Here is a 24,060-nt window from a genome sequence, read left to right as displayed (position 1 = left end):
GAGAAGATGAACTTTGAAACGATTATCGGACTTGAAGTCCATGTTGAGTTAAAAACGAAGTCAAAGATTTTTTGCGGATGTTCAACAGAATTTGGTGCACCCCCTAACACAAACACTTGTCCAATCTGTCAGGGGCACCCAGGAGTACTTCCAGTTATGAACCGTCAGGCGGTTGACTTTGCAATGCGTGCATCAATGGCATTGAATTGTGAAGTAGCTACAGATACGAAGTTTGATCGTAAAAACTACTTCTATCCAGATAACCCGAAGGCATATCAAATTTCACAATTCGATAAGCCAATTGGTGAGAACGGTTGGATTGAAATTGAAGTGAACGGTGAGAAGAAGAGAATTGGTATCACACGTCTTCACCTTGAAGAAGATGCAGGGAAATTAACACATACGGGTGATGGTCATTCACTTGTTGATTTAAACCGTCAAGGTACACCACTTGTTGAAATTGTTTCTGAACCAGATATTCGTACACCAGAAGAAGCATATGCTTATCTTGAGAAGTTGAAATCAATCATCCAGTATACAGGCGTTTCAGACTGTAAGATGGAAGAAGGCTCACTTCGTTGTGATGCGAACATTTCACTTCGTCCAATGGGTCAAGAAAAGTTTGGTACAAAAGCAGAGCTTAAGAACTTAAACTCGTTCGCTTTCGTTCGCTCAGGCTTAGAGTATGAAGAGAAGCGTCAAGAACAAGTGCTTTTATCAGGTGGTATCATTGAACAAGAAACACGCCGTTATGATGAAGCGAAAAAGAAAACGATCTTAATGCGTGTGAAAGAAGGCTCTGATGATTATCGTTATTTCCCAGAACCGGATCTTGTAGATTTACACATTGATGATGAGTGGAAAGAACGTGTTCGAAGTGAGATTCCTGAGCTTCCTGATACTCGTCGTCAACGTTATATAAATGATCTTGAATTGCCAGCATATGATGCACATGTGTTAACGTTAACGAAGGAAATGTCTGATTTCTTCGAAGCAACAGTGGCGCAAGATGCAGGAGCAAAGCAAACGGCAAACTGGTTGATGGGTGAAGTTTCGGCGTACTTAAATGCAGAGCAAGTTGAATTGCATGAAACAAAACTAACACCAGAAGGCCTTGCGAAGATGATCTCTCTAATTGAAAAAGGCACAATTTCTTCGAAAATCGCGAAAAAAGTCTTCAAGGATTTAATCACTGAAGGCGGCGATCCTGAACAAATCGTAAAAGATAAAGGACTTGTACAAATTTCTGATGAGGGTGAACTGAAGAAGGTCGTTGTCGGAATTTTGGACAACAATCTTCAATCAATTGAAGATTATAAGAATGGTAAGGATAAAGCACTTGGCTTCTTAGTAGGACAAGTTATGAAAGAAACACGTGGAAAAGCGAATCCACCGATGGTTAATAAGATCATCTTAGAAGAAATGGAAAATCGTTAAATTAGTCTACCGGCTTCTCGCTATGAGAAGCTGGTTTTTTATCATGAGTAAACGGAAGCTGAGAGTTATATATAATAACTAAGACTGAGCATCTTTTAATGGTGTTATTAAAAAGTAAAAAGAATCTAGATACTATCTGTAAAAAATCGAACGTAAATTAATTATTTTTAATTAATATTCGTCTTTTATTGTTTTTTGTAGCTTCTTTTCATTAAATATACATAGAAAATTCATTTTATTTATGATATATTTTAAACGTTGAGAAAATCTATATAATGATAGTTGAAAAACTAGGGGAAAAATAAGACGTAGTAACTGACGACATAAGTGGAACAAACCACGAGGGAGCTGCGCTGAATAAAAATAGCCGGTCGTCTGGGCAGAGACAGTTTCATGTCTTTTTGATTTTTACTGGAGGGAACAAAGTGGAAAATCAAATTATTCTAGACGGTAATTTAGTATCAAAAAATGTAAAAGACTCTTTAATTCCAAGAGTCGAGAAGTTGAAAGAACAAGGCGTTACACCTTGCTTAGCGACAATTCTGGTAGGAGATGACCCATCTTCTGAAACTTACGTACGTATGAAGGGGAATGCGTGTGCACGACTAGGTATTGATTCTCGTCGCATTCATTTATCAGAAGAGACGACAACGGAAGAACTGTTGAAAACAATTCATGATTTAAATGAAGACACTGCAGTTCATGGTATATTGCTACAACACCCAGTTCCTAGTCAAATTGATGAACGTGCTGCGTTTGAAGCAATACATATTGATAAAGATGTAGATGGAGTTACGAGTCTAGGTTTTGGACAAACAACATTTGGATTTGGTCGCTATCCATCTTGTACACCTGCAGCAATTTTAGAAATTATTGATGCGTACGATTTGGAGGTTGAGGGAAAACATGCTGTTGTTATTGGAAGAAGTCCAATTCTTGGAAAACCAGTATCAATGATGCTTCTAAATCGTAATGCAACTGTAACAACTTGCCATTCGAAGACGCAAAACCTTCCTGAAATTGTTCGTCAAGCAGATATTATTGTTGCAGCAGTCGGAAAGCCTAATTTTATTCAAGGGGATTGGCTGAAGGAAGGTGCTGTTGTGCTTGATGCAGGATATAATAAAGGAAATATCGGTGATGTTGATTATGAATCATGTCTTCCAAAATCAAGTGCAATTACACCAGTGCCAGGTGGCGTAGGTCCAGTTACGATTTCAATGTTATTGAAACACACAGTTGACTCAGCAGAAGAAACTGTTAAGAAATAGAATGTAGAAAGATCTCTGTTGGTATATGCAGAGATCTTTTTATTTGTTTTCAAATTAATGAATATTTCTGCTCATATAAGTTTCACTTTTCACGAATATGTATTTATGTGATAATGATTGAATAATTGCTATGATAAGGCATATGATATATGATGGTAGTTAAAGAAATAGTGGAAGTATATGGATTGGCAAGGTGATACATATGAAACGAGCACGTTTAATATATAACCCAACATCAGGTAGGGAGTTGTTGAAGAAGCAATTACCGTCTGTTCTTCAAATATTAGAAGAGGCAGGTTTTGAAACTTCTTGTCATGCTACGACAGGTGCTGGATCAGCGACTAGAGAGGCTAAACTTGCGGTTGAGCGAGAGTTTGATGTAGTCATTGCTGCTGGTGGGGATGGTACAATAAACGAAGTTGTGAATGGTTTAGCAGAATTGCCAAAACGTCCGAAGTTAGGAATTATTCCTGCTGGAACGACGAATGATTTTGCTCGTGCGGTTGGTATCCCACGTGCAATTGACAAGGCATGTGAAATAATAGCACAAGGGCATACAGAGCCAATCGATATTGGACGAGTTAACGGTCATTATTTTATTAACATTGCTGGTGGAGGTCGCTTGACTGAACTAACGTATGAAGTGCCAAGTAAGTTAAAAACCGTACTTGGTCAGCTTGCATATTATTTAAAAGGTGTTGAGATGTTACCTTCATTAAAGCCTGTACCTGCTCGTATCGAATACGATGGTAAACTATTCGAAGGTGAAGTTATGCTATTTCTTGTCGCAAATACGAATTCTGTTGGTGGTTTTGAAAAGCTTGCACCAGATGCATCGATGAACGATGGGATGTTTGATTTGCTTATTCTTGAAAAAACGAATATTGCTGATTTCGTTCGAATTGCATCTCAAGCATTAAGAGGTGAGCATCTCAATGACAAACGGATTATTTATTCGAAAGCAAATCGAATTAAAGTTTATACTGAGGAAAAGATGCAATTAAACCTTGATGGTGAGTACGGAGGCGTTTTACCGGGCGAATTTGTTAACCTTTATCATCATTTAGAAATGTTTGTTCCTAAGAAATCTGTTTAGAAAAATATATATGCTAAAAAGCCGTCTCCTAAGACGGTCTTTTTTTGTGAGCACAATAATGTGAGGCATTGGAGTTTACAGGTTATAAGTGGTTTATGATTTTAGATACTTCCATGATACAATGTGGATAGAATGTTAATGTAAAGGAAGAGAACGATGACAAGAACAGCAACACCTGTACAAAAAAATGACAAAGTATTTGTCACGTTTGAGGATTTAACACATGATGGCGCTGGAGTAGCGAAAGTGGATGGTTATCCATTGTTCGTGCCATACGGTTTACCCGGAGAACGAGCAGAGGTATTAGTGACAAAAACGAAAAAGAATTATGGTTTTGGAAAGATAGAGACGTTAATTCAGGAAAGTCCAGATCGAGTTGAACCACCTTGTCCGATATACCGTCAATGTGGAGGTTGTCAGCTGCAACATATGACCTATGAAGCACAGCTCGATTATAAACAAAAGCATGTTGAGGACGTAATGAAGAGGATTGGTCATCTTTCGGACGTGCCTGTGCATCCAGTCATTGGAATGGATGAACCGTGGAATTATCGAAATAAAGCACAAGTTCCTGTTGGTGAGCGAAATAGGAAATTAATTGCAGGTTTCTATCAGAAGCGATCACATTATATTATTGATATGGAATCATGCATGATTCAACAGGAAGCGAACGATATTATTATTCAAAGTGTTAAGCGTATAGCTGAAAGACTTGGCATCCGTGCTTACGATGAGAAGTCGCATCGAGGAACGTTACGCCATATTATGACGCGAACAAGTCACAGTAAAAATGAGGTTATGCTCGTCTTAATTACGAAAAATGAGCAAATTCCTCATAAAAATAAGTTAATTGATATGATTAAGAGTACTTTTCCACAGGTTGTCTCTATTGTGCAAAATGTTAATCCGAAGCAGACGAATGTTATATTTGGAAATGAAACGAAATTGCTGTGGGGAGAAGAATATCTCTTTGATACGATTGGCGACGTGAAATTTGCAATTTCTGCTCGTTCTTTCTATCAAGTTAACCCGATACAAACAAAAGTTTTATATAATAAAGCACTTGAATATGCACAACTAACTGGAGAGGAAACGGTTATTGATGCTTATTGTGGCATCGGAACAATCTCACTGTTCCTTGCACAAAAGGCGAAAAAAGTGTACGGTGTAGAAATTATACCAGAAGCAATTGAAGATGCAGAACGTAATGCAAAGCTAAACAACATCGAAAATGTACAATTCGCAACAGGTGAAGCAGAAACCGTTATTCCGAAATGGTTTGAAGAAGGCGTTCGTCCAGATGTGATTGTTGTCGATCCACCTCGCAAAGGCTGTGAAGAATCATTGCTTCAAACGATACTTGAAATGAAACCGAAACGGATTGTCTATGTATCCTGTAGCCCAGCCACATTAGCACGGGACTTAAAGATACTAGAAGAAGGCGATTATCAAACAAAAGAGATTCAGCCTGTTGATATGTTCCCTCAGACGATGCATTGTGAAGCTGTGGCGATGATAGATTTAATATAGTTGAAAATGGGTACTGTTGCTATAAAGAGCAGTGCCCTTTTTTATAATTAGGAGGAAGTAAGATGATGGATAATAATGATATATTAATTCGATTGAGATATGCGTTAGAAATCAAAAATAGTGAAATGGCAGAGATTTTTAAACTTGGAGGACTAGAGGTATCTGTACCAGAAGTGGTAAAGATCTTAATAAAATCAAGTGATGAAGAAGAGAATCCCGACCAATTAAAATTGACAAATAGTATGTTAAATTCATTTTTGAATGGATTCATTATCTATAAAAGAGGAAGACAAGAGCCAAAACCAGGTCAACCTGATGTGCCAGAACCGCCTGTGAAAAATAATGCAAATATAAACAACATCCTTTTAAAGAAAATCAAAATCGCTTTGTCATTAACAACAGAGGACATGATAGATATATTTAGAAAAGCTGGATTATATGTTTCAAAAGGAGAACTCGGAGCTTTTTTAAGAAAAGAAGGACATAGAAATTATAAAGTATGCTTAGATAATTTTGCTAGAAACTTTCTAAAAGGACTAACGATTAAGTATAGAGGGTAAGAGAACGATTTTAATGTTCATAAATACATAACCTAATGTTGATGAATAAACATTTTAAGTTGTAATGAAAGGCAGGGTTTAATTATACGAATTAAGTCCTGTTTTTTAATATATGTCAAGAGATAGTGAAGCAACTGTAGTGAAAGAAGTGGAATTATTTATTAAAAATCGCTCTCTAATGTGATACGATAAATCGTAAGTGATAAACAATTGGAGGTTATATAGTACATGTCATACAAATCTTTGATTGATGAAATAAAGAGAAAAGACTTAGATATAGAAAAAATTGCAGAATGGCTCATTCAGGATAGCGATCGTAGAAATGAAGTAGTGAAACAATTAATGACGAATAAAGACATTATGGTCTATTATCACAGTTATTATGTTTTGTCTCGTGCAAGTGAGATCAATCCGCAATTATTCTATGTATATTGGGATGATTTTGTCGCCTTACTTAGCGATAATAATTCATATAAGAGAGATATAGGAATGACTTTAATAGCAAATCTTATAGTAGTAGATACAGATAGGAAGTTTGACAATATCTTTGAGAAGTATATTAGTTTAATTAATGATGTGAAATTTATGACAGCACAATGCTGTGTTAAGAACTTAAAAAAGATAGTTAATCAAAGAGAAGATATGATTACAGGTGTAGTGGAAATATTATTACAAATAGATGATGTTGTATCTTATCCCGAAAAACAAAAGGAGTTACTAAAATATGATGTGTTAGATGTTCTTCAATCAGTTTATAACAAAGTTGATTCTAAGAGCGAGATCACATTATTTATTAAGAATTGTCTAGGAAGTATAAGTCCAAAAACTAAAAAAATGGCAAAAAAGATGGAAAGAAAATATTCGTAACCTATTCATAGATAACTGTGACTACTGATTTACTTATTTACTTATTAGTTGTCATTATGGATCTGTAACACCATCTACACCTCCTTTCACATTGAGTGATTAGAGTAAATTTACTTGTTTTAAATGAATATTGATAAGTACTTTATATAGCCTCGGACTAACGGTCTGGAGGATTTTTTTGTTTTAAAAGGTATTGAGGTCTTAAAAATGTCAATACCATTCTTTATAAACATGGTAAAATAACGAAAGATTAAATAATAAGAGGGGATGTACTATATGGGAATATTTGCAAAAATAATATTTTTAATATTCACTATATTAGTGTTGTTAATACCGATAGAATCAAAAGCTTCTTCACATGAAATTACTGTCATTATTAATGGGGAGAAACAACAGTACAAACAAGTACCTGTTATACGTGAAGGTAGAACGTTAGTGCCGTTAAGAGAAATCTTTGAAGCATTAGATGCAACGGTAAAGTGGGACGGATCGAAACAAAAAGTAACAGCAAATAAAGGTAAACAAACGATAGAACTTGTAGTTGGTTCTAAACAAGCAGTGATAAATGGTAATAAGTATGTATTAGATGTCCCAGCTAACACTATAAATAGCTATACAATGGTACCGTTACGGGTAATTGGCGATTCTTTAGGAGAAAAAGTACGATGGGATAATGCCTCCAAAACAATATACATTGGCGATGAACCTAATAACCGTAGTAAATCTGTAGAAAAGCTTGAAAGTGTGGCTGTAGCAACTAGTACAGATGATGAAACATGGGTTACTTGGGAGCCAAAGTATGATGTCCCCTTAGATAAAGAATGGACGATTAATTTTGATAGCTCAATAGACTTTAAGAGCGCATTCAATAATGTATATATTAAAAGAAACATGACTGATAAATCTCAAAGCCTCGGTATGTCTTCATATGGTAGTCAAAAATTAATCGTTAGGGTACCTAATCAAGGTTATATAGCTGGGGCTACATACACACTCTTTATTGATCATGTTAAGGCGAAGTCAGGGGCTACATTTAAGCCTATAAAGATGGAATTTACAATGAAAGAAGAAAAGAAGGAAACGTTCGATACATATACATTTTCAGATGTTAGTCTTGGAGAAAGCAAAAACAGTTTAGTAGAAAAAAGAGGTAAACCAGAACGCATAGATGAGAGTAGAAATGGATTTTATTGGTATGTATATAATGAAGATTACAAGACATATGCTCAATATGGAATTAAAGATAATAAAGTAGTTACGATTTATTCGAATGCATCAAATTGGAGTTCTGAACTAGGTATACGGATTGGCGTTTCTCAACAAAAAGTAGAGAATCTTTACAAGGGTTTTGATAATGATGATATAGATTGGTACCAAAATATTGATACCTATCATTTAAATAATTCAGTGGTTAAACTCTTTTATGATTCATTGGATTCTCAAGCAATCCAGGCTGTCTTTGTTACTTCTGATCGTGGTTTTCTTACTAATTATATTGAATGGAATCAAGAGATTATTGATTCATATGAGAAACAAGTCTTTGATATAACAAATGCTGAAAGAGTTAAACGAGACTTAAAGCCATTACAGTGGAATAACAAACTATCTTCTGTAGCAAGAAATCATAGTGTAGATATGGCTAAACGAGATTTTTTTGATCATGTTACACCAGATGGTACAGGTATTGAGGATCGCGTGAAAGCAGGAGGACTTTCTATCTGCTATTTGGGGGAGAATATTCACCTAAATTCTAGAGGAAATGCTATGAATGCACACCAGGGTTGGATGAACTCAGAGGGACATCGTAAGGGCATACTAAATAGGAAATATGTATCACTCGGTGTAGGTTTAGAAGTCAATGACGACGGAATCGCTTATTTTACAGAAAATTTTTCAGGGTCTTGCAATTAAATCATTATTTTTAATTAAACGTTTAAATATAAATAATCAGATAGGCTAATCACTAAGGGTATAAATTGTACCTAAGTGATTAGCCTTTTAAATTGAATATAGAAATACCCGTATAAACATTAGCATTTATTATCAAGTTTTTATTTCTCTTTCTTTGTATTGTAATTGTAAAAGGAGAGATGAACATGAAACGAGATGATTTTGTGTTTTATTCTGCTACAAAGCTCGCAATGCTAATTCGAAATGGAAAGCTAACTTCAGAGCAAGTAACGAGAGCATTAATTCAGAGAATCCAATTACATGATGTAGAAATAAATGCAGTTGTGAATAAAAATGTTGAGCAACTATTAAATGAGGCACAGAGAGCAGATAAAGAAAAGAAGAGAGGAATTGAGCTAGGGCTATTACATGGTGTTCCGATCACATTGAAAGAATCGTATGCAGTCAAAGGAATGAGAACTACAAGTGGGTATAAGCCATGGAAAGAATATACGACTAATTTTGATGCGACTATTGTGAGCCGGTTAAAGGATGCAGGAGCAATCATTGTTGGTAAAACGAATGTACCTCCTTTATTAATGGATTTACAAACCGATAATGAGATTTATGGAAGAACAAATAACCCATGGGATGTAAGTCGAACGCCTGGTGGAAGTAGTGGTGGTGGAGCAGCGGCTGTTGCTTCTGGATTCAGCTATTTAGATATTGGAAGTGATATCGGAGGATCATTGAGAGTTCCCGCTCATTATTGTGGTGTATATAGTTTAAAACCAACAGAACACTCTGTACCTGCATTTGGGCACTTACCAATGGATGATCAGACGAAGCAACCAGAGTACACAACTTCAAGACATTTAGCGAGTTATGGACCAATAGCAAGGTCTATCGATGATTTAATTATATCTTTTTCTATAATAGCTGGTTGTGATAATCGTGATGTGAAAGTACCACCTCTTCTTGAACAAAATGAGATTACTATGAACTTTAAAAAAATTAAAATCGCATGGATGGATCAATTCCCTGATATCCCTGTAGCTAAAGAAATACGAGAACATATTCATCGATTTGTGGAAAAGTTAGAATCATTAGGTATACAGACAGTCAAAATAGACGAGTTTCCTGTGGATAAAAGTAAAGTTTGGGAAACATGGGGCAAGATAATTGATGCAGAATTGAATTCGGGCAAACCTTCGATTATAAGAGGACTAGAACATGTGATGACTAAAGGTGTACAAAGGGATTATCCTAGTACGAGTAAGTTAGTACCGTTAACGTTCAAAAATTATATGAAAGTATTAACACAACGGGAGAAGCTTATAACATCGTTCGATACATTTATGGATGAGTATGAGATGTTTATTCTCCCTGTAAGTGCGACGACAGCATTTCCACACAATCAGAAAGATAAACTGATAGGATATCAACCAATCTATAAAAATCCTATATATGTAGATGATACACCTATGAATTATTGGCAAGCAACAACAGCTTACACAAATCTATTTAATGTATTAACTAATCCCGTTGTCACGATACCAATTGGGTTAAGCGATGAGAATATGCCAATCGGTGTACAGTGTGTTGGTTGTAGGTGGGCTGATTATACATTGTTGCACACGTTGAAACATATTGTGAGTGAGTTGAACACTGAGTTTTCTCATGTTTCTTTTTAGAGCAAATGATAATAGGTGAGGTACCTCAAGATTTATTAGAGGTAACTCACCTATTATGTTTAATTATATAGTTACTAAGATGAACCCAATCCCAATGATTACCCCAGTAATGACTAGGTTAACTAAGCAAAAGCCCATAATATCTTTGGCCTTTAAACCAGCAATAGCAAGAGCGGGAAGTGCCCAAAAAGGTTGAATCAAGTTTGTCCATGCATCTCCCCATGCAACAGACATTGCAGTGATTGCAGGTTGAATACCTAACTCAGCTCCTGCTTGTAGCATAACGGGTGCTTGTACCGCCCATTGTCCTCCACCTGAAGGTACAAAGAAGTTAACGATCCCTGCACTTATGAATGTGAAGAGAGGAAATGTTGTTTCATTTGAAATGGCTACAAACCATGAAGACATTTGCTCAGCTAACCCTGAAGCGACCATTAATCCCATAATGCCTGCATAAAAAGGAAACTGAATAATAATGCCACTTGCTCCTTTTACTGCATCATTTACAGCCATTAAGAAATTTTTTGGACGAAAATGAAATATTATGCCTAAAAATAAAAATGTAAAATTGACGATGTTTAAGTTCAATTTAAATCCGTTCATTACGAAATATGAAATGACGAAGAATAGACCTAATATGCCAATGAGCATGGATAAGAGCCAGCTATTCTCTATTTTGTCTGCTGGTGTTCCTATTTGTGTACTTGATACTGGTGTAGAATTAGTGTTATTAAGTAAAGAAGTGTCAATCGTATAGGCTTCATCTTTGTTATACATAAACCCATTTACGATAGGTATAATAATTACGATTGCAAGAATGAGAAGGAGGTTGAACGTAGCAAAGATCGTATCACTTGTAGGGATAATGCCAATTAAGTCTACAGTAAAGTGCCCTTCAGTTGCAATGGTGAGTGGAATCGAGCCAGATAGCCCACTATGCCAAATAATTAGTCCAGAATAAGAACTTGCGATTAATAATCGGTAATCGATGTTTTTAACTTGCCGAGCTAATTCTTTTGCAAACAACGCTCCTATAACAAGACCGAATCCCCAATTTATCCAACTAGCAATCATCGAAACAAGTGTTACCATAATAATAGCTGAGCCTGGAGATTTAGATAAGCTCGCTAATTTACTTAAGACGCTTTTAAATATTGGGCTACTCGCAAGTACATAACCTGTTAATAAAATTAAAACCATTTGCATGGAAAATGTAAGTAAGTTCCAAAAGTTATCTCCCCAGATTGTAATAAGCTCTTTAGGTGATGTTGGTGTTAGTAGTAGAGCAAGTATAAACACAACGAATGTTAAGATGATGACAAATAGGAACGGGTCAGGTAAATATCTTTGCATCAAGCGGTTAGAAAATGATGTAATCCCTTTGAACAAAACGTTTCCTCCTTTTTAAATTAATATAAGATAAAAAATAAAGCGGATATTATACTATCCATATATGTTGGCATAGTAGATATATGATTAAAAAATATACATGCTGTTGTTAACAATTTGGAGAAAATCAATCTCTACTGAAGTATATCTAGATAGAAAGTAAATGATATGTTTATGAGAGAGAATTTTTGTGTGAATATTGGAAAGGGTATATTGGAGAACATCAAAATTATAAATTGAATTAGCTATGAAAAGGTGGATTACATGTATTTAACGATAAAAGAAACGGCAGAATACTTATCATTTCCAGAAAGCTATGTTGAAAGCTTAATTAATCAACATAAAATCCGAGCAGTTTATGATGGGCAACAATACTTAATTAACAGAGAACAATTTAAGACACATTTAGAGCAAATGGAAAATTATAAGAAGCTAGTAGAAGAAATTCTGAGCGAACCTATTCCTGAAGATATTGATGTGAAAGATGAGGATTAGAAAAATAAAATCTCTATAGTGTTGTTAAGGGATTTATTTAGTACCAAGTAATTTAGATAAAAAACTACACCCCGATTATTAGGTAATGTCTAATAATCGGGGTGTAGTTTGAAAAATTCAAAGTGCGTTAGCGTTGATTTATAGTTTTTTCTAATTTAAATCAAGTGACTAGGCTAATTCCTTTAATCGTTTCATCACAAAATGTACCGTTAGTCTATGAAAGGAAATTAATTTATTCTTGTAAACGACTGCATACACACCATAAGGAGTAGGAGAAAGATTCAACAATTGCTCTCTCGTTTTTATATCTACAATTTCTACATTTATATCTAATTTGGTTGCACCTTTAATAACATTGTCTGTAGATATATCTACAAACGGACATTGTTGTGTTCGGAGGATTGTTAAGTTTTTAAATGGTGTAAGTCGTTTTTTCCAATCGTTCGGAAAATATGGATCAGGTGAATTAGCAAATTTATAAACAAGTAATTCAAAGCCATAAGGTGCATGATCGATTTCAACGAAATGGTTTTTTATAAAAATATCCTTACTTGGTGTCCAAGAGGTGTCTGGGTTTGTAATTACAATAACACCATCTTTATTTTGCTCCTTAGCGTCTTCAATACATGAATTAATCAATTTTGAAGCATATCCTTTTCCCGTTTTATTTACCCATAAGCAATGAATCACTAAATAATTATCACCATAGACAACTCTAGAAGAAGTTTCAATAGGAGTATATTCAATAAACCCTGCTGGTTTGTTATTCTCTATTAGTTTTACGTATTTTAAACCTTCATTAAATCTTTCTTTAAGCCATTTGTTTTTATTCTTGTAACCTGTTGAATTTGGCTTACTACGAAGACAATAACATCCTTTGTCACAAAGACTCTCTTCGTTTAACTCTATCATTTTAATTGTGTTCAATTTTAATGTTCCCCTCCTACATTTAGAATTAGTCCGTTTTTTATCATATTAACATATAATTACATTTTATCTATTCTGTATTGAATGCGTAAGTAGCATGAGCATGTTTAGTAGAGTCATATGTATTCTTTACGAAAGAGTTATCAAAAGAAACGAAAAAACAATATAAAATAATATGTTTTTAGAATATTCGTATTAAATTGAGTATTAACTATAGGTGGGTGTTAAAATATAGAAAATGTGGTACTGAAAATAAGGGGGTTAACCATGAGCTATACGGGGAGAGTTACGCTTACTGGTTTAATAGGGATAATAATTTCTAGTTATGCCATGTATAATTTTATGATTTACGGAAGATTAGATTGGTATAAGTTGATCGGAAGTGGCATCCTTGTACTTATCGCTTGGTTTTTTGGTAAGCAATATGATCGTGCTCAATACTATGCAAGTAGATACAGAAGTAATCAAGATCAATTAAAGGCTGTACTTAATCATAATGCAGATGGGATTATTATTTGGGATTTGGAGCATACCGTTCTTGAAGTGAATCAATCATTTGAAAGAATGTATGGCTGGTCTAGAGATGAATTAATAGGAACAAAGCTTGAAAGTATGAAAAGAGAAATTGTAATTGATGTAGAAGCTAAAATTAAAGAAGTGTTAGAGAAAGGTTCCATTCATTATGAAACGAAGCGTATTCAAAAAGATGGTACTGAAATTTATATAAATGCAACTCTTTCTCTCATTAGGAATAGAGAGGAAGAACCAATTTGGATCGTCGGAATTGTTAGAGATATAACCGAGAGAAAGAAAGTATCTCAAAGATTATCTGAAAACGAAGAAAGGTTTCGAACACTTGTAGAAAACTCACCTGATGCAATATTTATTCACACTGGAGGAAGGTTCGTCTTTGCAAATGCTACGGCTGCAAACATGTTTGAGGTTGAATCCGAGCAAGATTTTATTGGTCAAGATGTTTTGGAATTGGTGCATCCTGATGAATGGGAAAAAGTAAAAACAAGAATCGCAGAAACACAAGAAACACATAAAGCTGCTTTACCATTGCAAGAAAAGCTAGTTAAGTCTAGCGGAGAAACATTCTTCGCTGATGTAACGACTATTCCGATCACATATCAAGGAAAACAAGCAAATCAAGTAATCTGTAGAGATGTAACTTTTCGTAAGATGATGGAAGATAAGCTTCGTAATAGTGAAAGGCAACTTCGAGGCATTACAGATAATATGATGGACATGCTAGCAAAGGTTAATAACATGTTAGTTTTTGAATATGTGACACCCTCATATGAAAGAATACTTGGTTACAAAACGTCAGAATTAATCGGGAGAAAAGTATTAGATCTCATACACCCAGATGACGTCGATATTGTAAACTATCACATTTCCAAAGGGTTACATGGGAATCAGTCGATGAAAATGGAATATCGTTGTAAGACAGCCCATGGTAATTACGTCTGGATGGAGTCAGTTAGAAGTTTGTTTTATGATGAAGAAGGAGAGTTTCAGGGCAGTATTATTGTCAGCCGCAACATTGCCGATCGAAAAGAAGCTGAAGAACTCGTTCTAAAGCAAGAACGTATTTTACAAGGTGTATCTGAAGCAACAAGACAATTACTTACGACACTGGATCATGAAAAGTCTATAAATAGAGCGCTTTCCATGTTAGGTCAAACGATGAATGTCGACCGCGTTTATATTTTTGAAAAACATCAATTTGACCAACAAAAAAATGTCATCAGTCTTCGTTTTGACTGGTCACGTGATACTATTGAGCCAATCAGTGCATCTAATATGTTTGAAAACTATGGCTATGAAGGGACAAGTTTTGAACATTGGATAATAAGACTGGAAAAAGGGGATGTCATTAGTCCAGTTTTAACAGAGTTGCCCGAATCATGGCTAAATCAAATACAGTTACAAGAAGTACGTTCATTATTGCTCGTACCGATATTTGTGAACCGAGCATTTTGGGGATTCATAGGCTTTGATGATTATTATGGTGAGCGGAGATGGACGAAAAATGAAAAAGCAACATTATCAGCGACAGCAGTTAGCATTGCAGGCTCAATTGAACGACACTTACAAGAGAAGCAATTAAGGCAGATGTTGCATGAGAATAAACAGTTAGCTGCAAGAATGTCAGCGTTGTTAACTAATTTAAAGGCTGGAGTTTTAGTTGTTGATCAAGCAAAAGCAGTTACGCTTGTAAACGAAGAATTTTGTAACATGTTTCATATTGATAAGCTGATAGATAGCTTAATAGGGACTATGAGTACTAAATTATTCGAAAATCTTCAACACATATTTTTAGAGAAGGAAGAGTTTCTTAGTAAAGTAAGACAATTTTATCAAGAAAAAAAAGTCATTATAAATGAAGAAATTAAGTTGAACGATGGACGAACATTCGAATTAGATTATATTCCGATTTACATAGAAGATAATTATGATGGGCATCTGTGGTATTACCGAGATATTTCAGAGCGGAAGATGAATGAGCAACAATTGAAGGAAACGAATGAGATACTAAGGCAACTTTCATCATTAGATGGGTTAACCAATATTGCTAATAGACGATATTTTGATGAGTTTTTACTTTCGGTATGGGAACAAGCTATTAACAGGCATACCCCACTGTCTTTAATCATGTTCGATATTGACCAGTTCAAAAAATATAATGATACGTATGGTCATCAACAAGGTGATTGTTGTTTAAAAGAAATAGCAAAAGCACTAAGGTGTACAGTTGAAGAAGTCGATAAGCTCGTTGCAAGATATGGTGGGGAAGAGTTTGTAGCAGTACTTCCAAACACAACTTCTCAGCAAGCATTACAAGTTGCAGAGTTAATTCGCTCAGCTATTGAAGGATTACAAATTGCTCATGAAGCCTCAACCGTAACGAATGTCGTAACTGTTAGTCTTGGTGTAGCAGATGTTATTCCAACTGAGAATTTATCACCAAATGATTTAATTATTCGTGCAGATAAAGCACTATACCATTCAAAGAATACAGGAAGGAATAGGGTAACAGCTTATACGGAGGACTTAGAATTGTCATTGGGATAAATTGTGGATAATTCTTTTCAATTTGGCTTGCTGATCTTGGATCAGCAAGCTTTTTTAAGTATATGTGGATAAATAAATGTCATCTTCAAAGAGACTGAGCTCATCCGTTATTTAGTCTCTTGCAATTGAATGTCCAGTTTCAGGTTGTATGTTTATTTTTAAAGTTTCATATTATTGATTATTAATATAAGTTAATAACTACAATCATTCCGATTCATCAATTTCTACGTTCACTTTTATTGATAGATTTAAATTAATGAGTGTTAGGATTGATAGTCCAAGTAGAAGTAAACAAGGTAATGCTTTTTTCTTATTCATAATTTCTCCCTCCTTAATGTAATATTTTAGTATATTATCCTGTTATTTTCTATATTATTTGTTATTTATTGTATTTTTCAATAAATTATCAAAGATTTACAACTAATTTTATAGATATTGGAATATCAATTATAAAGTAATGAAACTTTCTTTCTCTTGATCCGTTATACATAGTAAGAATACTTTTGGAAAGGACGGGGTAGTGGTGAGTAAATATTCGATTGAACAATTTATTAAACAGACAAGGCAAGAAGACAAAGGTGAAGGTTTTTTTGAATTAGAAACACCACGGATGTTAGAGGTTAATCTAACTGGTCAAGTATGGGCGAAAATGGGGTCAATGATTTCTTATAATGGCAGAATTAAGTTTGAACGCGAAGGTATTTTAGAACATGGTTTAGGGAAAATGTTCAAAAAGGCGTTAACTGGTGAAGGCGCACAGTTAATGAAAGCGAATGGAAATGGTAAGTTGTACTTAGCGGACCAAGGTAAAAAAATTAGCATTCTTGACCTTAATGATGAAGCCATCTTTGTAAATGGTAATGACCTGCTAGCGTTTGAAGATGGAATTGAGTGGGATATTAAACTTATGAAACGTATTGCGGGTATGATGTCAGGAGGACTATTTAATGTTCGCCTTGAGGGAAGAGGGATGATCGCGATTACGTCTCATTATGAACCACTAACATTACTCGTCACCCCAGATAATCCGGTTATAACTGACCCGAATGCAACGGTTGCGTGGTCAGGAAACTTAGAGCCAGAATTTCAAACTGATGTAACGTTAAAGAGTTTCTTCGGACGTGGAAGTGGTGAATCTGTTCAAATGAAATTTTCAGGACATGGATTTGTAGTTGTTCAGCCATTTGAGGAAGTATATTATTCACAATCAAATAATTCATAAATTTAAAGAGCACTTATTATTAAAGTGCTCTTTTTAGTTGACAGGTGGAGAAAAATGGTATAAATTATAATTAAACAGTGGTCAATAAAAAAGTTATGAGAGTCTCTGTTTTATTGTAAGATAATTAGAACTACTATAGATGATGTATAAGGAGTTAATGGATGTCACCGAGAAAAGCTGTCGATCAAGAGTTAACAAGAGATATGATTATGGATGTGGCACGAGAGCTATTTGTGCATGAAGGATACCAGCATGTTTCAATGAGAAAGATTGCAAAGCAATTAGACTATAGTCACGGGGCGATTTATTATCATTTTAAAAATAAGGCTGAATTATTTTTTGCTCTTGTGCAAAAAGACTTTGCATTATTAGATAAAGAATTAGAGCGTATCTTAAAGCAATCAATTTCTTCACAACAGAAGTTAAAAGAAGTATTGCTTGGATTTATTCGTTTTGGATTGAATCATCAAAGTCAATATGAAATTATGTTTATGACGAAAGATGAAGAGGTACAAAACTATTTGAACGAAGGGCCTAATAGGAGTTATGAGAAATTTGCTCAATCTGTCTACAAACTGTGTGATCATAACATTTCAGTTAAGGAGATATGGTCTGTATTTTTATCAATACATGGCTTTGTTGCACACTATTGTCGGAGTGGGCAATCATATGATGAAGTACAAACACTTGCAGAATCACACGTTGAGTTACTCTTGAGAGCACTATGAGATTAACGGCTTTTACAATTTGTTAGAGTAAAAGTCGTATTTTTAAACATTTAATTGAACAGTGGTTAATTAAAAAAAGGAGGGAAATCCATGAAAAAGGCGTTAGTGTTAGGTGCAACTGGTGGAATGGGTAGTGCAATTGTAGAGGAGTTAGCAAAGAGAGAAGTTGAAGTCGTTGCGTTTGCTCGAAGTGAAAAGAAACTTAATAATTGGTTTGCTAATTTCGATAGTGTAACCCCTTATGTTGGAGATGTTTTTGATCAAGCAAGTTTAAGTAAGGCTGCTGAAGATGTTGATATTATCTTTCATGCAATTAATATACCTTACCAAGATTGGGAAGAGAAGCAACCTAAGTTAATGCAAAATATTATAGAAATCGCACAACAGAAGGGTGCTAAACTTGCAATTGTAGATAATATTTATGCGTATGGCAGAAGTGAAGGTTTACTAGTTAAAGAATCAAAACAAAAAAATCCACATACGAAAAAGGGTAAAATCCGTTTGCAGTTGGAGGAGATGATTAAGAATTCGAGTGTGTTATTCTTCATAGCTCATTTTCCAGATTTTTATGGACCTCGTGCAGAAAATACACTGGTACACTATACGTTGCAATCAATTGTGGATAACAAACGTGCTATGTTCGTTGGCAATCAACAAATTGCTCGAGAATATATGTATACTCCAGATGGTGCTAGGGCAATGGTTGATTTGGCAGAACGAGATGATGTATTCGGTCAAAATTGGAACATATCAGGTAGTGGAGTAATCACAGGTGAAGAGGTCGTTCGAATCGCTTCTGAGCATATGCGGTATAAGAAGAAAGTACTAACGGTTAAGAAAAGCCATGTGCGTTTATTAGGGATTGTGGATAAATTTATGCGTGAATATGTAGAGATGTTTTATTTGAATGAACAACCTGTTGTATTAGATGGAGAAAAATATGAGATGAAAGTTGGTTCTCTGAAAAAGACGCCATATAAGCAGGGGATTGAGAATACGTTACGATATATGGTGAGTCAATGATATAGAAAACCTGTATGGATGATATGTTACCATACAGGTTTTCTATATGTTAGAGATAATAGCAAGAATGTTTTATTAATTAAACGTTTGATTAATTCGAATTGAAAAATGAATTAAATCTGTAGTTAACCTAGGAATGCAAAGTACATAGAGTGATTTAACAATAATTACTATTAAATGATTTTATAGATAATTTTTAATAAAAGTAAAAAGAAGATCTCATTATTCTGTCTTTTGCTAGATAAGCATATGAATAGTATGAAATAGAGTGTCTAAATAGTAGCAGTATGGTTAGCTTGTTAGAAATAATTGTAAAACACATTGACAAAAGCTATTCACTTTATTAATGTTTATTTATTAGAAAATTCAGAAAGGTTGATGGTATGCCTGTAACGATGAAATCTCATTATTCCTTTGATCAGTTTATTCGTGTGCGAGATTCATTAGATTATGCTAACAATCCATTTTTGATTGAAGTATTAAAGTCTTTTTCAGAAGAAGACTTGGATAAACATGCTGACGATATTTATAATTTTTCTCATAAGGTTTCAACAAAATGGAAACGGTTTGTTGAATCGAATGCTAGAGTAGAGAATCATCCACAACTTAGGCAGTATGATGCATATAACCATCGAATTGATGAAATTGTTCGTCCGTATGAAATGCAAGTAATCGAACAAGAAGTTTCGAATGAGAAGTTATTTTCTAAACATACTTCTAGTGAAATTCAAGCAGTAAAGCGTTTTTTACTTCATCATAATGGTGAAGCGGGAACGATGTGTGCTCTAGCTTGTACTGATGGATTAGTTGCAATCTTAAGGCAATTTGAAGACGAATTAAGCACTGAACTAGAACGGATTTTACTACACTGTACAGAAGGAATTGATGGAGAAGTAGCTTTAGGTGCACAATTTATGTCAGAAATACAAGGTGGATCAAACATACCAGCTAATGTGTTAGAAGCTGTGCAAGAAGGCAATCATTATCAATTATATGGAAATAAATTCTTTTGTTCAGCTGCACATACTGATTATTCAGTAGTAACGGCACGAGTTAAAGATACAGAGTATGTGACGACCTTTATTGTTCCAACTTGGAAAAACAGTGATGACAAAGCTCAGAAACGTCGTAATGGGCATGTGGTTAATCGCTTAAAATGGAAGCTTGGAACATGTGAGCTACCTTCAGGAGAAATTAATTATGAAGGGGCAATCGCTTATCCGATTGGACCGATTGAAAAAGGAGTAGCCAATGCTGTAGCAATCGTACTTACCCGATCGCGATTGGATATTGCATTTGCTAGTTCGGCATTTTTGATGAGAGCTAGTAGAGAAGCTTCATTATATGCTCATTTTCGAGATGTATTTGATCGGAAAATTGATGAGTTTCCAATGGCTAAGGCACAATTGGTAAAGTTAGAAGATGCAGCTAAGCGAACAACTGCAACCGCATTCCATATATATAAGCAATATACACATATAAATCAATTAATTGAAAAAGGTGAAATGAGTCAAGAAATACAATTAAAACATTTTCAAATTCGAGAATTGATTCTTTTACAGAAGGTTTTTGCAGCAGAAGAGGCTGTTGACCAGCTTCGTGTAGCCATATCTATCTTTGGTGGACATGGTGCAATTGAAGATTTCACATCAATCCCAAGGTTATATCGTGATGCGATGGTTAATGAATTATGGGAAGGACCACGTAATGTATTGCTTGCACAAGTGTATCGTGATTTATATAAACGGAAAGATACATTTACTCCATCTGTCTTCGTTCAAGAGCTACTACCGAATATAGATGCACAAGAAAAGCAAGCATTTATAAGTAGACTATCCCAATTATTGGGCAGTCAGTTATACGGACCTCCAACAGATGAGAATATAAAAGCAGCTGAAGAATGGGAATTATTGATGAGAGAACTATTTCGAACATATCAGGAGCAAATACTTAAACAATATCCTGAAAAATCACTACTTCCTGAACAGATTTTAGATAAGGTGAACGTACGATAAGGTTTCTACTTCTAAACGCAGACGACTATGATGAGTTTTATGTGAATGAGAATGTATTTTAACTAATAAATGAAACGACTAGAGAGAAGTTTCAGTGAGCAAAGTTAAAAAAATAATCAATTTGAGAAAAGGACCTTGCTGACGTTTTGAGGTAAAGTCCTTTTCTTATTTATTTGTTAATTGATAATTCATAAAGGTCTTATATAGTTATGTAGCGAATTTATTGTGTGAGAGATTTACTAATTTTACTAGATTGTTGTTGGCCTCTTTACTTAAGGGTTATACGTTGAGTAGTTACTTGACGATACATGTTGTTATCATTTGTTTATTATTTGAAAAGTAAAAACCAAGTAATCTAATATTTGATCACTTGGTTAAATAAGATGCTTGTAACGTTCACAAGCGTAGTTATAACGTTTGTTTAGATATTTACAGCCGCGGGCAAATGTCTAATGGTCGTTTGAAAATTCTTAAACGACGTAAGCCCTACCTCTCTTACATCCTTACGGCTCCGAAGCCGTGCCAGTGTGAATAAGTTTTGTTCAAATATATATAGAATGCCATTTATCTTTACAATTAATTTTATAACGTTCCAAGCTTCTTAATCATACGATTACTAAATATAGTATGAAAATGATGATTTGTCAATATTAATATCCGATTTTTAGTAATTTTATTTTCTCATGCTTCATCAGATATTAGTACATTTACTTCAATTGGTAACCTATTCGCTCAAGTTTAAAAAGGATCATAATAGTGGTTATATTTTATTCAGTTAGAATATATGGTAATTATTTGAGGGGGGATATTATGGAGAAGCGCCTAGACATGGTAGATTTAACGAAAGAAATAAGTTCGAAAAAAGAATACAAGAAACAGTTAAAGTATTTGCAGTTTGAGATGTTAAAGCTACAACAGACGTTATTATTTAATGAAATTCCGGCGATATTTGTGTTTGAAGGATGGGATGCTGCAGGTAAAGGTGGAGCAATTAAGAGACTTACACAACGGCTCGATCCACGGGGCTATAAGGTTTATCCGATCAGTGCGCCAACTCATGAAGAGAAGCAACAGCATTACTTACAGCGTTTTTGGACGAAACTGCCTAGTTACGGAGAAATAGTTTTGTTTGACCGTTCTTGGTATGGCCGAGTTCTTGTTGAACGAGTTGAGGAATTTGCAACTCCTAATGAATGGAGACGTTCCTATAGTGAGTTGAATCATTTTGAAAAGATGCTTTCAGATGAAGGATTTATTATCGGTAAGTTTTGGTTTGAAATAAGTAAGGAAGAGCAGTTGGAACGGTTTAGGGAACGTCAAAAGGATCCTTTAAAACGTTGGAAAATCACTGAAGAGGATTGGAGAAACCGTCAAAAGTGGGATGAATATGTAGAGGCGGTTAATGATATGTTCGCTCATACAGATTCAGATTATGCACCATGGACGATTATTGAAGGAAATGATAAACAATTTGCAAGAGTGAAGACACTCGAGGTGATGGTAGAAACTATTCGAGATTATTTGAGGAAACGTGGGATTCGTACGATAACGGAAAAGGAATTTTAATCAACATTAGGGGTTATTCCGGTAAAACGGGATAGCCCTTTTATTACTTTAAAGATAGATAAATTAGAAGAATGTACGATTGAGATAACCGTTATCTTAATTTGTAATGTTCCTAAGTCCAGTATTTTTATTGGTCTTAAGTCCAATATGAAAATTGAACCTAGGCTCGTTATGAATCTTTCCGTTTCAAGCTAGTATATAGACATGGAAGGAGGAAAACGAGATGAAAAAATTTGGTTTATTAGTTGTCGGAGTAATTGCTGGAATGGTATTACTTTCAAACATTGGACCTATGGCAATTCTTGGTGTTATGTTGGCTATCACGTATTACTCATTCAAAAGATTTTTGAAGGCAGAATCGATTTTTGCAAAAATCCTATGGGCAACAATTGGTCTTGCAGTTCTAACTGGAGTGGTATCTAATGCACCTGCCGTTCTAGGGATTGTAGCAGCATACTTACTTTATGTTGTGTATAAAAAATGGAATGAAGATAAGGTGATAATGGAAGAAGAGGTTAATGATCCATTTGTGAATTTCGAAAAACAATGGGCAGAATTGAAAAAACAATATTAATGGAAGGGGAATTTTAATATGAGTAACTTATTTGCACGTATAAAAAATGTTGTTATGGCTGATTTACACGATGTATTGGATCAAAAGGAGCATAAAAATCCTATTGGCACTTTGAATCAACATTTACGTCAATGTGAGCAGGAAGTTGAAAAGGTTCGTAAGTTAATTGAACGCCAACATTTATTGAAAGACGAATTTACACGTGAATATCACCAAGCAGCTGAGTTGGCTGAGAGACGAAGAAAGCAGGCAGATGTGGCATTGAAAGCAGGTGAAGATGAATTATATAACTTTGTTATAAATGAGCAACATGAATACGAGCGTCGTGTGGAAAACTTGAATCAATCGTTAGCTCAATCATCACAACACATGCATGAGTTAGAGCAAAAATATGAACAAATGCAACATAAATTGAAGGATATGCATTTACGACGAATGGAATTAATGGGACGAGAAAATATCGTTCAAGCAAATTATCGTGTGAATCAAGTGACGGAATCAGGTGATTTAACGAGGAAGGCACAGACTGGTTTTCAAGAGATGGAGCGATATATAGATCGCTTAGAGCATCGGCTGAATTCTTCCTATCATCACCATACGATTGATGCAAGAATTGCTCAATTGGAAAAATCATTAAAAGAGGATGAAATAAATACAGTTTCATAATTAAAACATGTTATTCTAAAGAGGACGTG

General features: G+C 34.8%; 19 protein-coding genes and 1 riboswitch. Of the genes, 17 read left to right on the top strand and 2 right to left on the bottom strand.

Annotated features, from left to right (window positions below; all coding sequences use genetic code 11):
* Window positions 1-6 precede the first annotated feature (6 nt).
* The 8 genes from gatB to BFG57_RS06060 all read left to right on the top strand — a co-directional run bounded on the left by gatB (window position 7) and on the right by BFG57_RS06060 (window position 10,345).
* Entirely contained in the window at window positions 7-1,437 is a 1,431-nt protein-coding gene (gatB, locus tag BFG57_RS06095; RefSeq protein ID WP_069716598.1) for an Asp-tRNA(Asn)/Glu-tRNA(Gln) amidotransferase subunit GatB, read from the top strand.
* Window positions 1,438-1,738: 301 nt separating this feature from the next.
* Window positions 1,739-1,825, top strand: a riboswitch (ZMP/ZTP riboswitch).
* 37 nt (window positions 1,826-1,862) lie between these two features.
* Window positions 1,863-2,708, top strand: a complete 846-nt coding sequence (locus BFG57_RS06090) for a bifunctional 5,10-methylenetetrahydrofolate dehydrogenase/5,10-methenyltetrahydrofolate cyclohydrolase (protein WP_069716597.1) — start codon at window positions 1,863-1,865, stop codon at window positions 2,706-2,708.
* A gap of 202 nt (window positions 2,709-2,910) precedes the next feature.
* Window positions 2,911-3,804, top strand: a complete 894-nt coding sequence (locus BFG57_RS06085; RefSeq protein WP_069716596.1) for a diacylglycerol kinase — start codon at window positions 2,911-2,913, stop codon at window positions 3,802-3,804.
* 156 nt (window positions 3,805-3,960) lie between these two features.
* Complete coding sequence (gene rlmD / locus BFG57_RS06080; RefSeq protein WP_069716595.1) at window positions 3,961-5,334, top strand: 23S rRNA (uracil(1939)-C(5))-methyltransferase RlmD; 1,374 nt, start codon at window positions 3,961-3,963, stop codon at window positions 5,332-5,334.
* A 65-nt stretch (window positions 5,335-5,399) separates the two neighbouring features.
* Complete coding sequence (locus tag BFG57_RS06075; RefSeq protein WP_069716625.1) at window positions 5,400-5,894, top strand: YehS family protein; 495 nt, start codon at window positions 5,400-5,402, stop codon at window positions 5,892-5,894.
* Between the two features lie 228 nt (window positions 5,895-6,122).
* Window positions 6,123-6,761: a hypothetical protein gene (locus BFG57_RS06070; RefSeq protein WP_069716594.1), complete on the top strand. Its 639-nt coding sequence runs from the start codon at window positions 6,123-6,125 to the stop codon at window positions 6,759-6,761.
* Window positions 6,762-7,037: 276 nt separating this feature from the next.
* Window positions 7,038-8,672 carry a stalk domain-containing protein gene (locus BFG57_RS06065; protein WP_069716593.1) on the top strand — a complete coding sequence of 545 codons (1,635 nt, stop codon included), beginning with the start codon at window positions 7,038-7,040 and terminating at the stop codon, window positions 8,670-8,672.
* Window positions 8,673-8,857: 185 nt separating this feature from the next.
* A complete protein-coding gene (locus BFG57_RS06060) occupies window positions 8,858-10,345 on the top strand; it encodes an amidase (RefSeq protein ID WP_069716592.1) in 1,488 nt (495 codons plus the stop codon).
* A gap of 63 nt (window positions 10,346-10,408) precedes the next feature.
* Here the strand turns inward: BFG57_RS06060 and BFG57_RS06055 are convergent, their stop codons facing one another.
* The gene (locus BFG57_RS06055) at window positions 10,409-11,734 is read right to left on the bottom strand and encodes a short-chain fatty acid transporter (RefSeq protein ID WP_281186628.1); all 1,326 of its coding nucleotides are present in this window, start codon (window positions 11,732-11,734) and stop codon (window positions 10,409-10,411) included.
* Window positions 11,735-11,998: 264 nt separating this feature from the next.
* Here BFG57_RS06055 and BFG57_RS06050 point away from each other — a divergent pair, with 264 nt between their 5' ends.
* The gene (locus tag BFG57_RS06050; protein WP_069716591.1) at window positions 11,999-12,229 is read left to right on the top strand and encodes an excisionase family DNA-binding protein; all 231 of its coding nucleotides are present in this window, start codon (window positions 11,999-12,001) and stop codon (window positions 12,227-12,229) included.
* Window positions 12,230-12,397: 168 nt separating this feature from the next.
* Here BFG57_RS06050 and BFG57_RS06045 read toward each other — a convergent pair whose 3' ends face one another.
* Complete coding sequence (locus tag BFG57_RS06045; protein ID WP_175428283.1) at window positions 12,398-13,156, bottom strand: GNAT family N-acetyltransferase; 759 nt, start codon at window positions 13,154-13,156, stop codon at window positions 12,398-12,400.
* Between the two features lie 267 nt (window positions 13,157-13,423).
* Here BFG57_RS06045 and BFG57_RS06040 point away from each other — a divergent pair, with 267 nt between their 5' ends.
* The 8 genes from BFG57_RS06040 (at window position 13,424) to BFG57_RS06005 (ending at window position 24,031) form a co-directional block, all read left to right on the top strand.
* A complete protein-coding gene (locus BFG57_RS06040; RefSeq protein WP_069716590.1) occupies window positions 13,424-16,237 on the top strand; it encodes a PAS domain S-box protein in 2,814 nt (937 codons plus the stop codon).
* Window positions 16,238-16,760: 523 nt separating this feature from the next.
* Window positions 16,761-17,459, top strand: a complete 699-nt coding sequence (locus BFG57_RS06035) for an AIM24 family protein (protein ID WP_069716589.1) — start codon at window positions 16,761-16,763, stop codon at window positions 17,457-17,459.
* Window positions 17,460-17,620: 161 nt separating this feature from the next.
* Window positions 17,621-18,187: a TetR/AcrR family transcriptional regulator gene (locus tag BFG57_RS06030; protein WP_069716588.1), complete on the top strand. Its 567-nt coding sequence runs from the start codon at window positions 17,621-17,623 to the stop codon at window positions 18,185-18,187.
* Window positions 18,188-18,277: 90 nt separating this feature from the next.
* The gene (locus BFG57_RS06025) at window positions 18,278-19,210 is read left to right on the top strand and encodes an SDR family NAD(P)-dependent oxidoreductase (protein ID WP_069716587.1); all 933 of its coding nucleotides are present in this window, start codon (window positions 18,278-18,280) and stop codon (window positions 19,208-19,210) included.
* A 383-nt stretch (window positions 19,211-19,593) separates the two neighbouring features.
* Window positions 19,594-21,225, top strand: coding sequence for an acyl-CoA dehydrogenase family protein (locus tag BFG57_RS06020; protein WP_069716586.1), 1,632 nt, complete (start codon window positions 19,594-19,596; stop codon window positions 21,223-21,225).
* An 810-nt stretch (window positions 21,226-22,035) separates the two neighbouring features.
* A complete protein-coding gene (locus tag BFG57_RS06015) occupies window positions 22,036-22,791 on the top strand; it encodes a polyphosphate kinase 2 family protein (RefSeq protein WP_069716585.1) in 756 nt (251 codons plus the stop codon).
* A gap of 223 nt (window positions 22,792-23,014) precedes the next feature.
* A complete protein-coding gene (locus BFG57_RS06010) occupies window positions 23,015-23,365 on the top strand; it encodes a lmo0954 family membrane protein (RefSeq protein WP_069716584.1) in 351 nt (116 codons plus the stop codon).
* 18 nt (window positions 23,366-23,383) lie between these two features.
* The gene (locus tag BFG57_RS06005; RefSeq protein WP_069716583.1) at window positions 23,384-24,031 is read left to right on the top strand and encodes a PspA/IM30 family protein; all 648 of its coding nucleotides are present in this window, start codon (window positions 23,384-23,386) and stop codon (window positions 24,029-24,031) included.
* The last annotated feature ends 29 nt before the right edge of the window (window positions 24,032-24,060 follow it).

The organism is Bacillus solimangrovi (genome assembly GCF_001742425.1).
Classification (GTDB): Bacteria; Bacillota; Bacilli; order Bacillales; family Bacillaceae_N; genus Bacillus_AV; species Bacillus_AV solimangrovi.
This window is presented reverse-complemented; position numbering and strand designations above follow the sequence as displayed.

Coding starts and splice junctions, on each gene's coding strand:
- BFG57_RS06050 (WP_069716591.1), top strand. CDS start 11,999: ATGTATTTAACGATAAAAGAAACGGCAGAATACTTATCATTTCCAGAA.
- BFG57_RS06085 (WP_069716596.1), top strand. CDS start 2,911: ATGAAACGAGCACGTTTAATATATAACCCAACATCAGGTAGGGAGTTG.
- BFG57_RS06065 (WP_069716593.1), top strand. CDS start 7,038: ATGGGAATATTTGCAAAAATAATATTTTTAATATTCACTATATTAGTG.
- BFG57_RS06025 (WP_069716587.1), top strand. CDS start 18,278: ATGAAAAAGGCGTTAGTGTTAGGTGCAACTGGTGGAATGGGTAGTGCA.
- BFG57_RS06010 (WP_069716584.1), top strand. CDS start 23,015: ATGAAAAAATTTGGTTTATTAGTTGTCGGAGTAATTGCTGGAATGGTA.
- BFG57_RS06020 (WP_069716586.1), top strand. CDS start 19,594: ATGCCTGTAACGATGAAATCTCATTATTCCTTTGATCAGTTTATTCGT.
- BFG57_RS06070 (WP_069716594.1), top strand. CDS start 6,123: ATGTCATACAAATCTTTGATTGATGAAATAAAGAGAAAAGACTTAGAT.
- BFG57_RS06015 (WP_069716585.1), top strand. CDS start 22,036: ATGGAGAAGCGCCTAGACATGGTAGATTTAACGAAAGAAATAAGTTCG.
- rlmD (WP_069716595.1), top strand. CDS start 3,961: ATGACAAGAACAGCAACACCTGTACAAAAAAATGACAAAGTATTTGTC.
- BFG57_RS06040 (WP_069716590.1), top strand. CDS start 13,424: ATGAGCTATACGGGGAGAGTTACGCTTACTGGTTTAATAGGGATAATA.
- BFG57_RS06005 (WP_069716583.1), top strand. CDS start 23,384: ATGAGTAACTTATTTGCACGTATAAAAAATGTTGTTATGGCTGATTTA.
- gatB (WP_069716598.1), top strand. CDS start 7: ATGAACTTTGAAACGATTATCGGACTTGAAGTCCATGTTGAGTTAAAA.
- BFG57_RS06030 (WP_069716588.1), top strand. CDS start 17,621: ATGTCACCGAGAAAAGCTGTCGATCAAGAGTTAACAAGAGATATGATT.
- BFG57_RS06060 (WP_069716592.1), top strand. CDS start 8,858: ATGAAACGAGATGATTTTGTGTTTTATTCTGCTACAAAGCTCGCAATG.
- BFG57_RS06075 (WP_069716625.1), top strand. CDS start 5,400: ATGGATAATAATGATATATTAATTCGATTGAGATATGCGTTAGAAATC.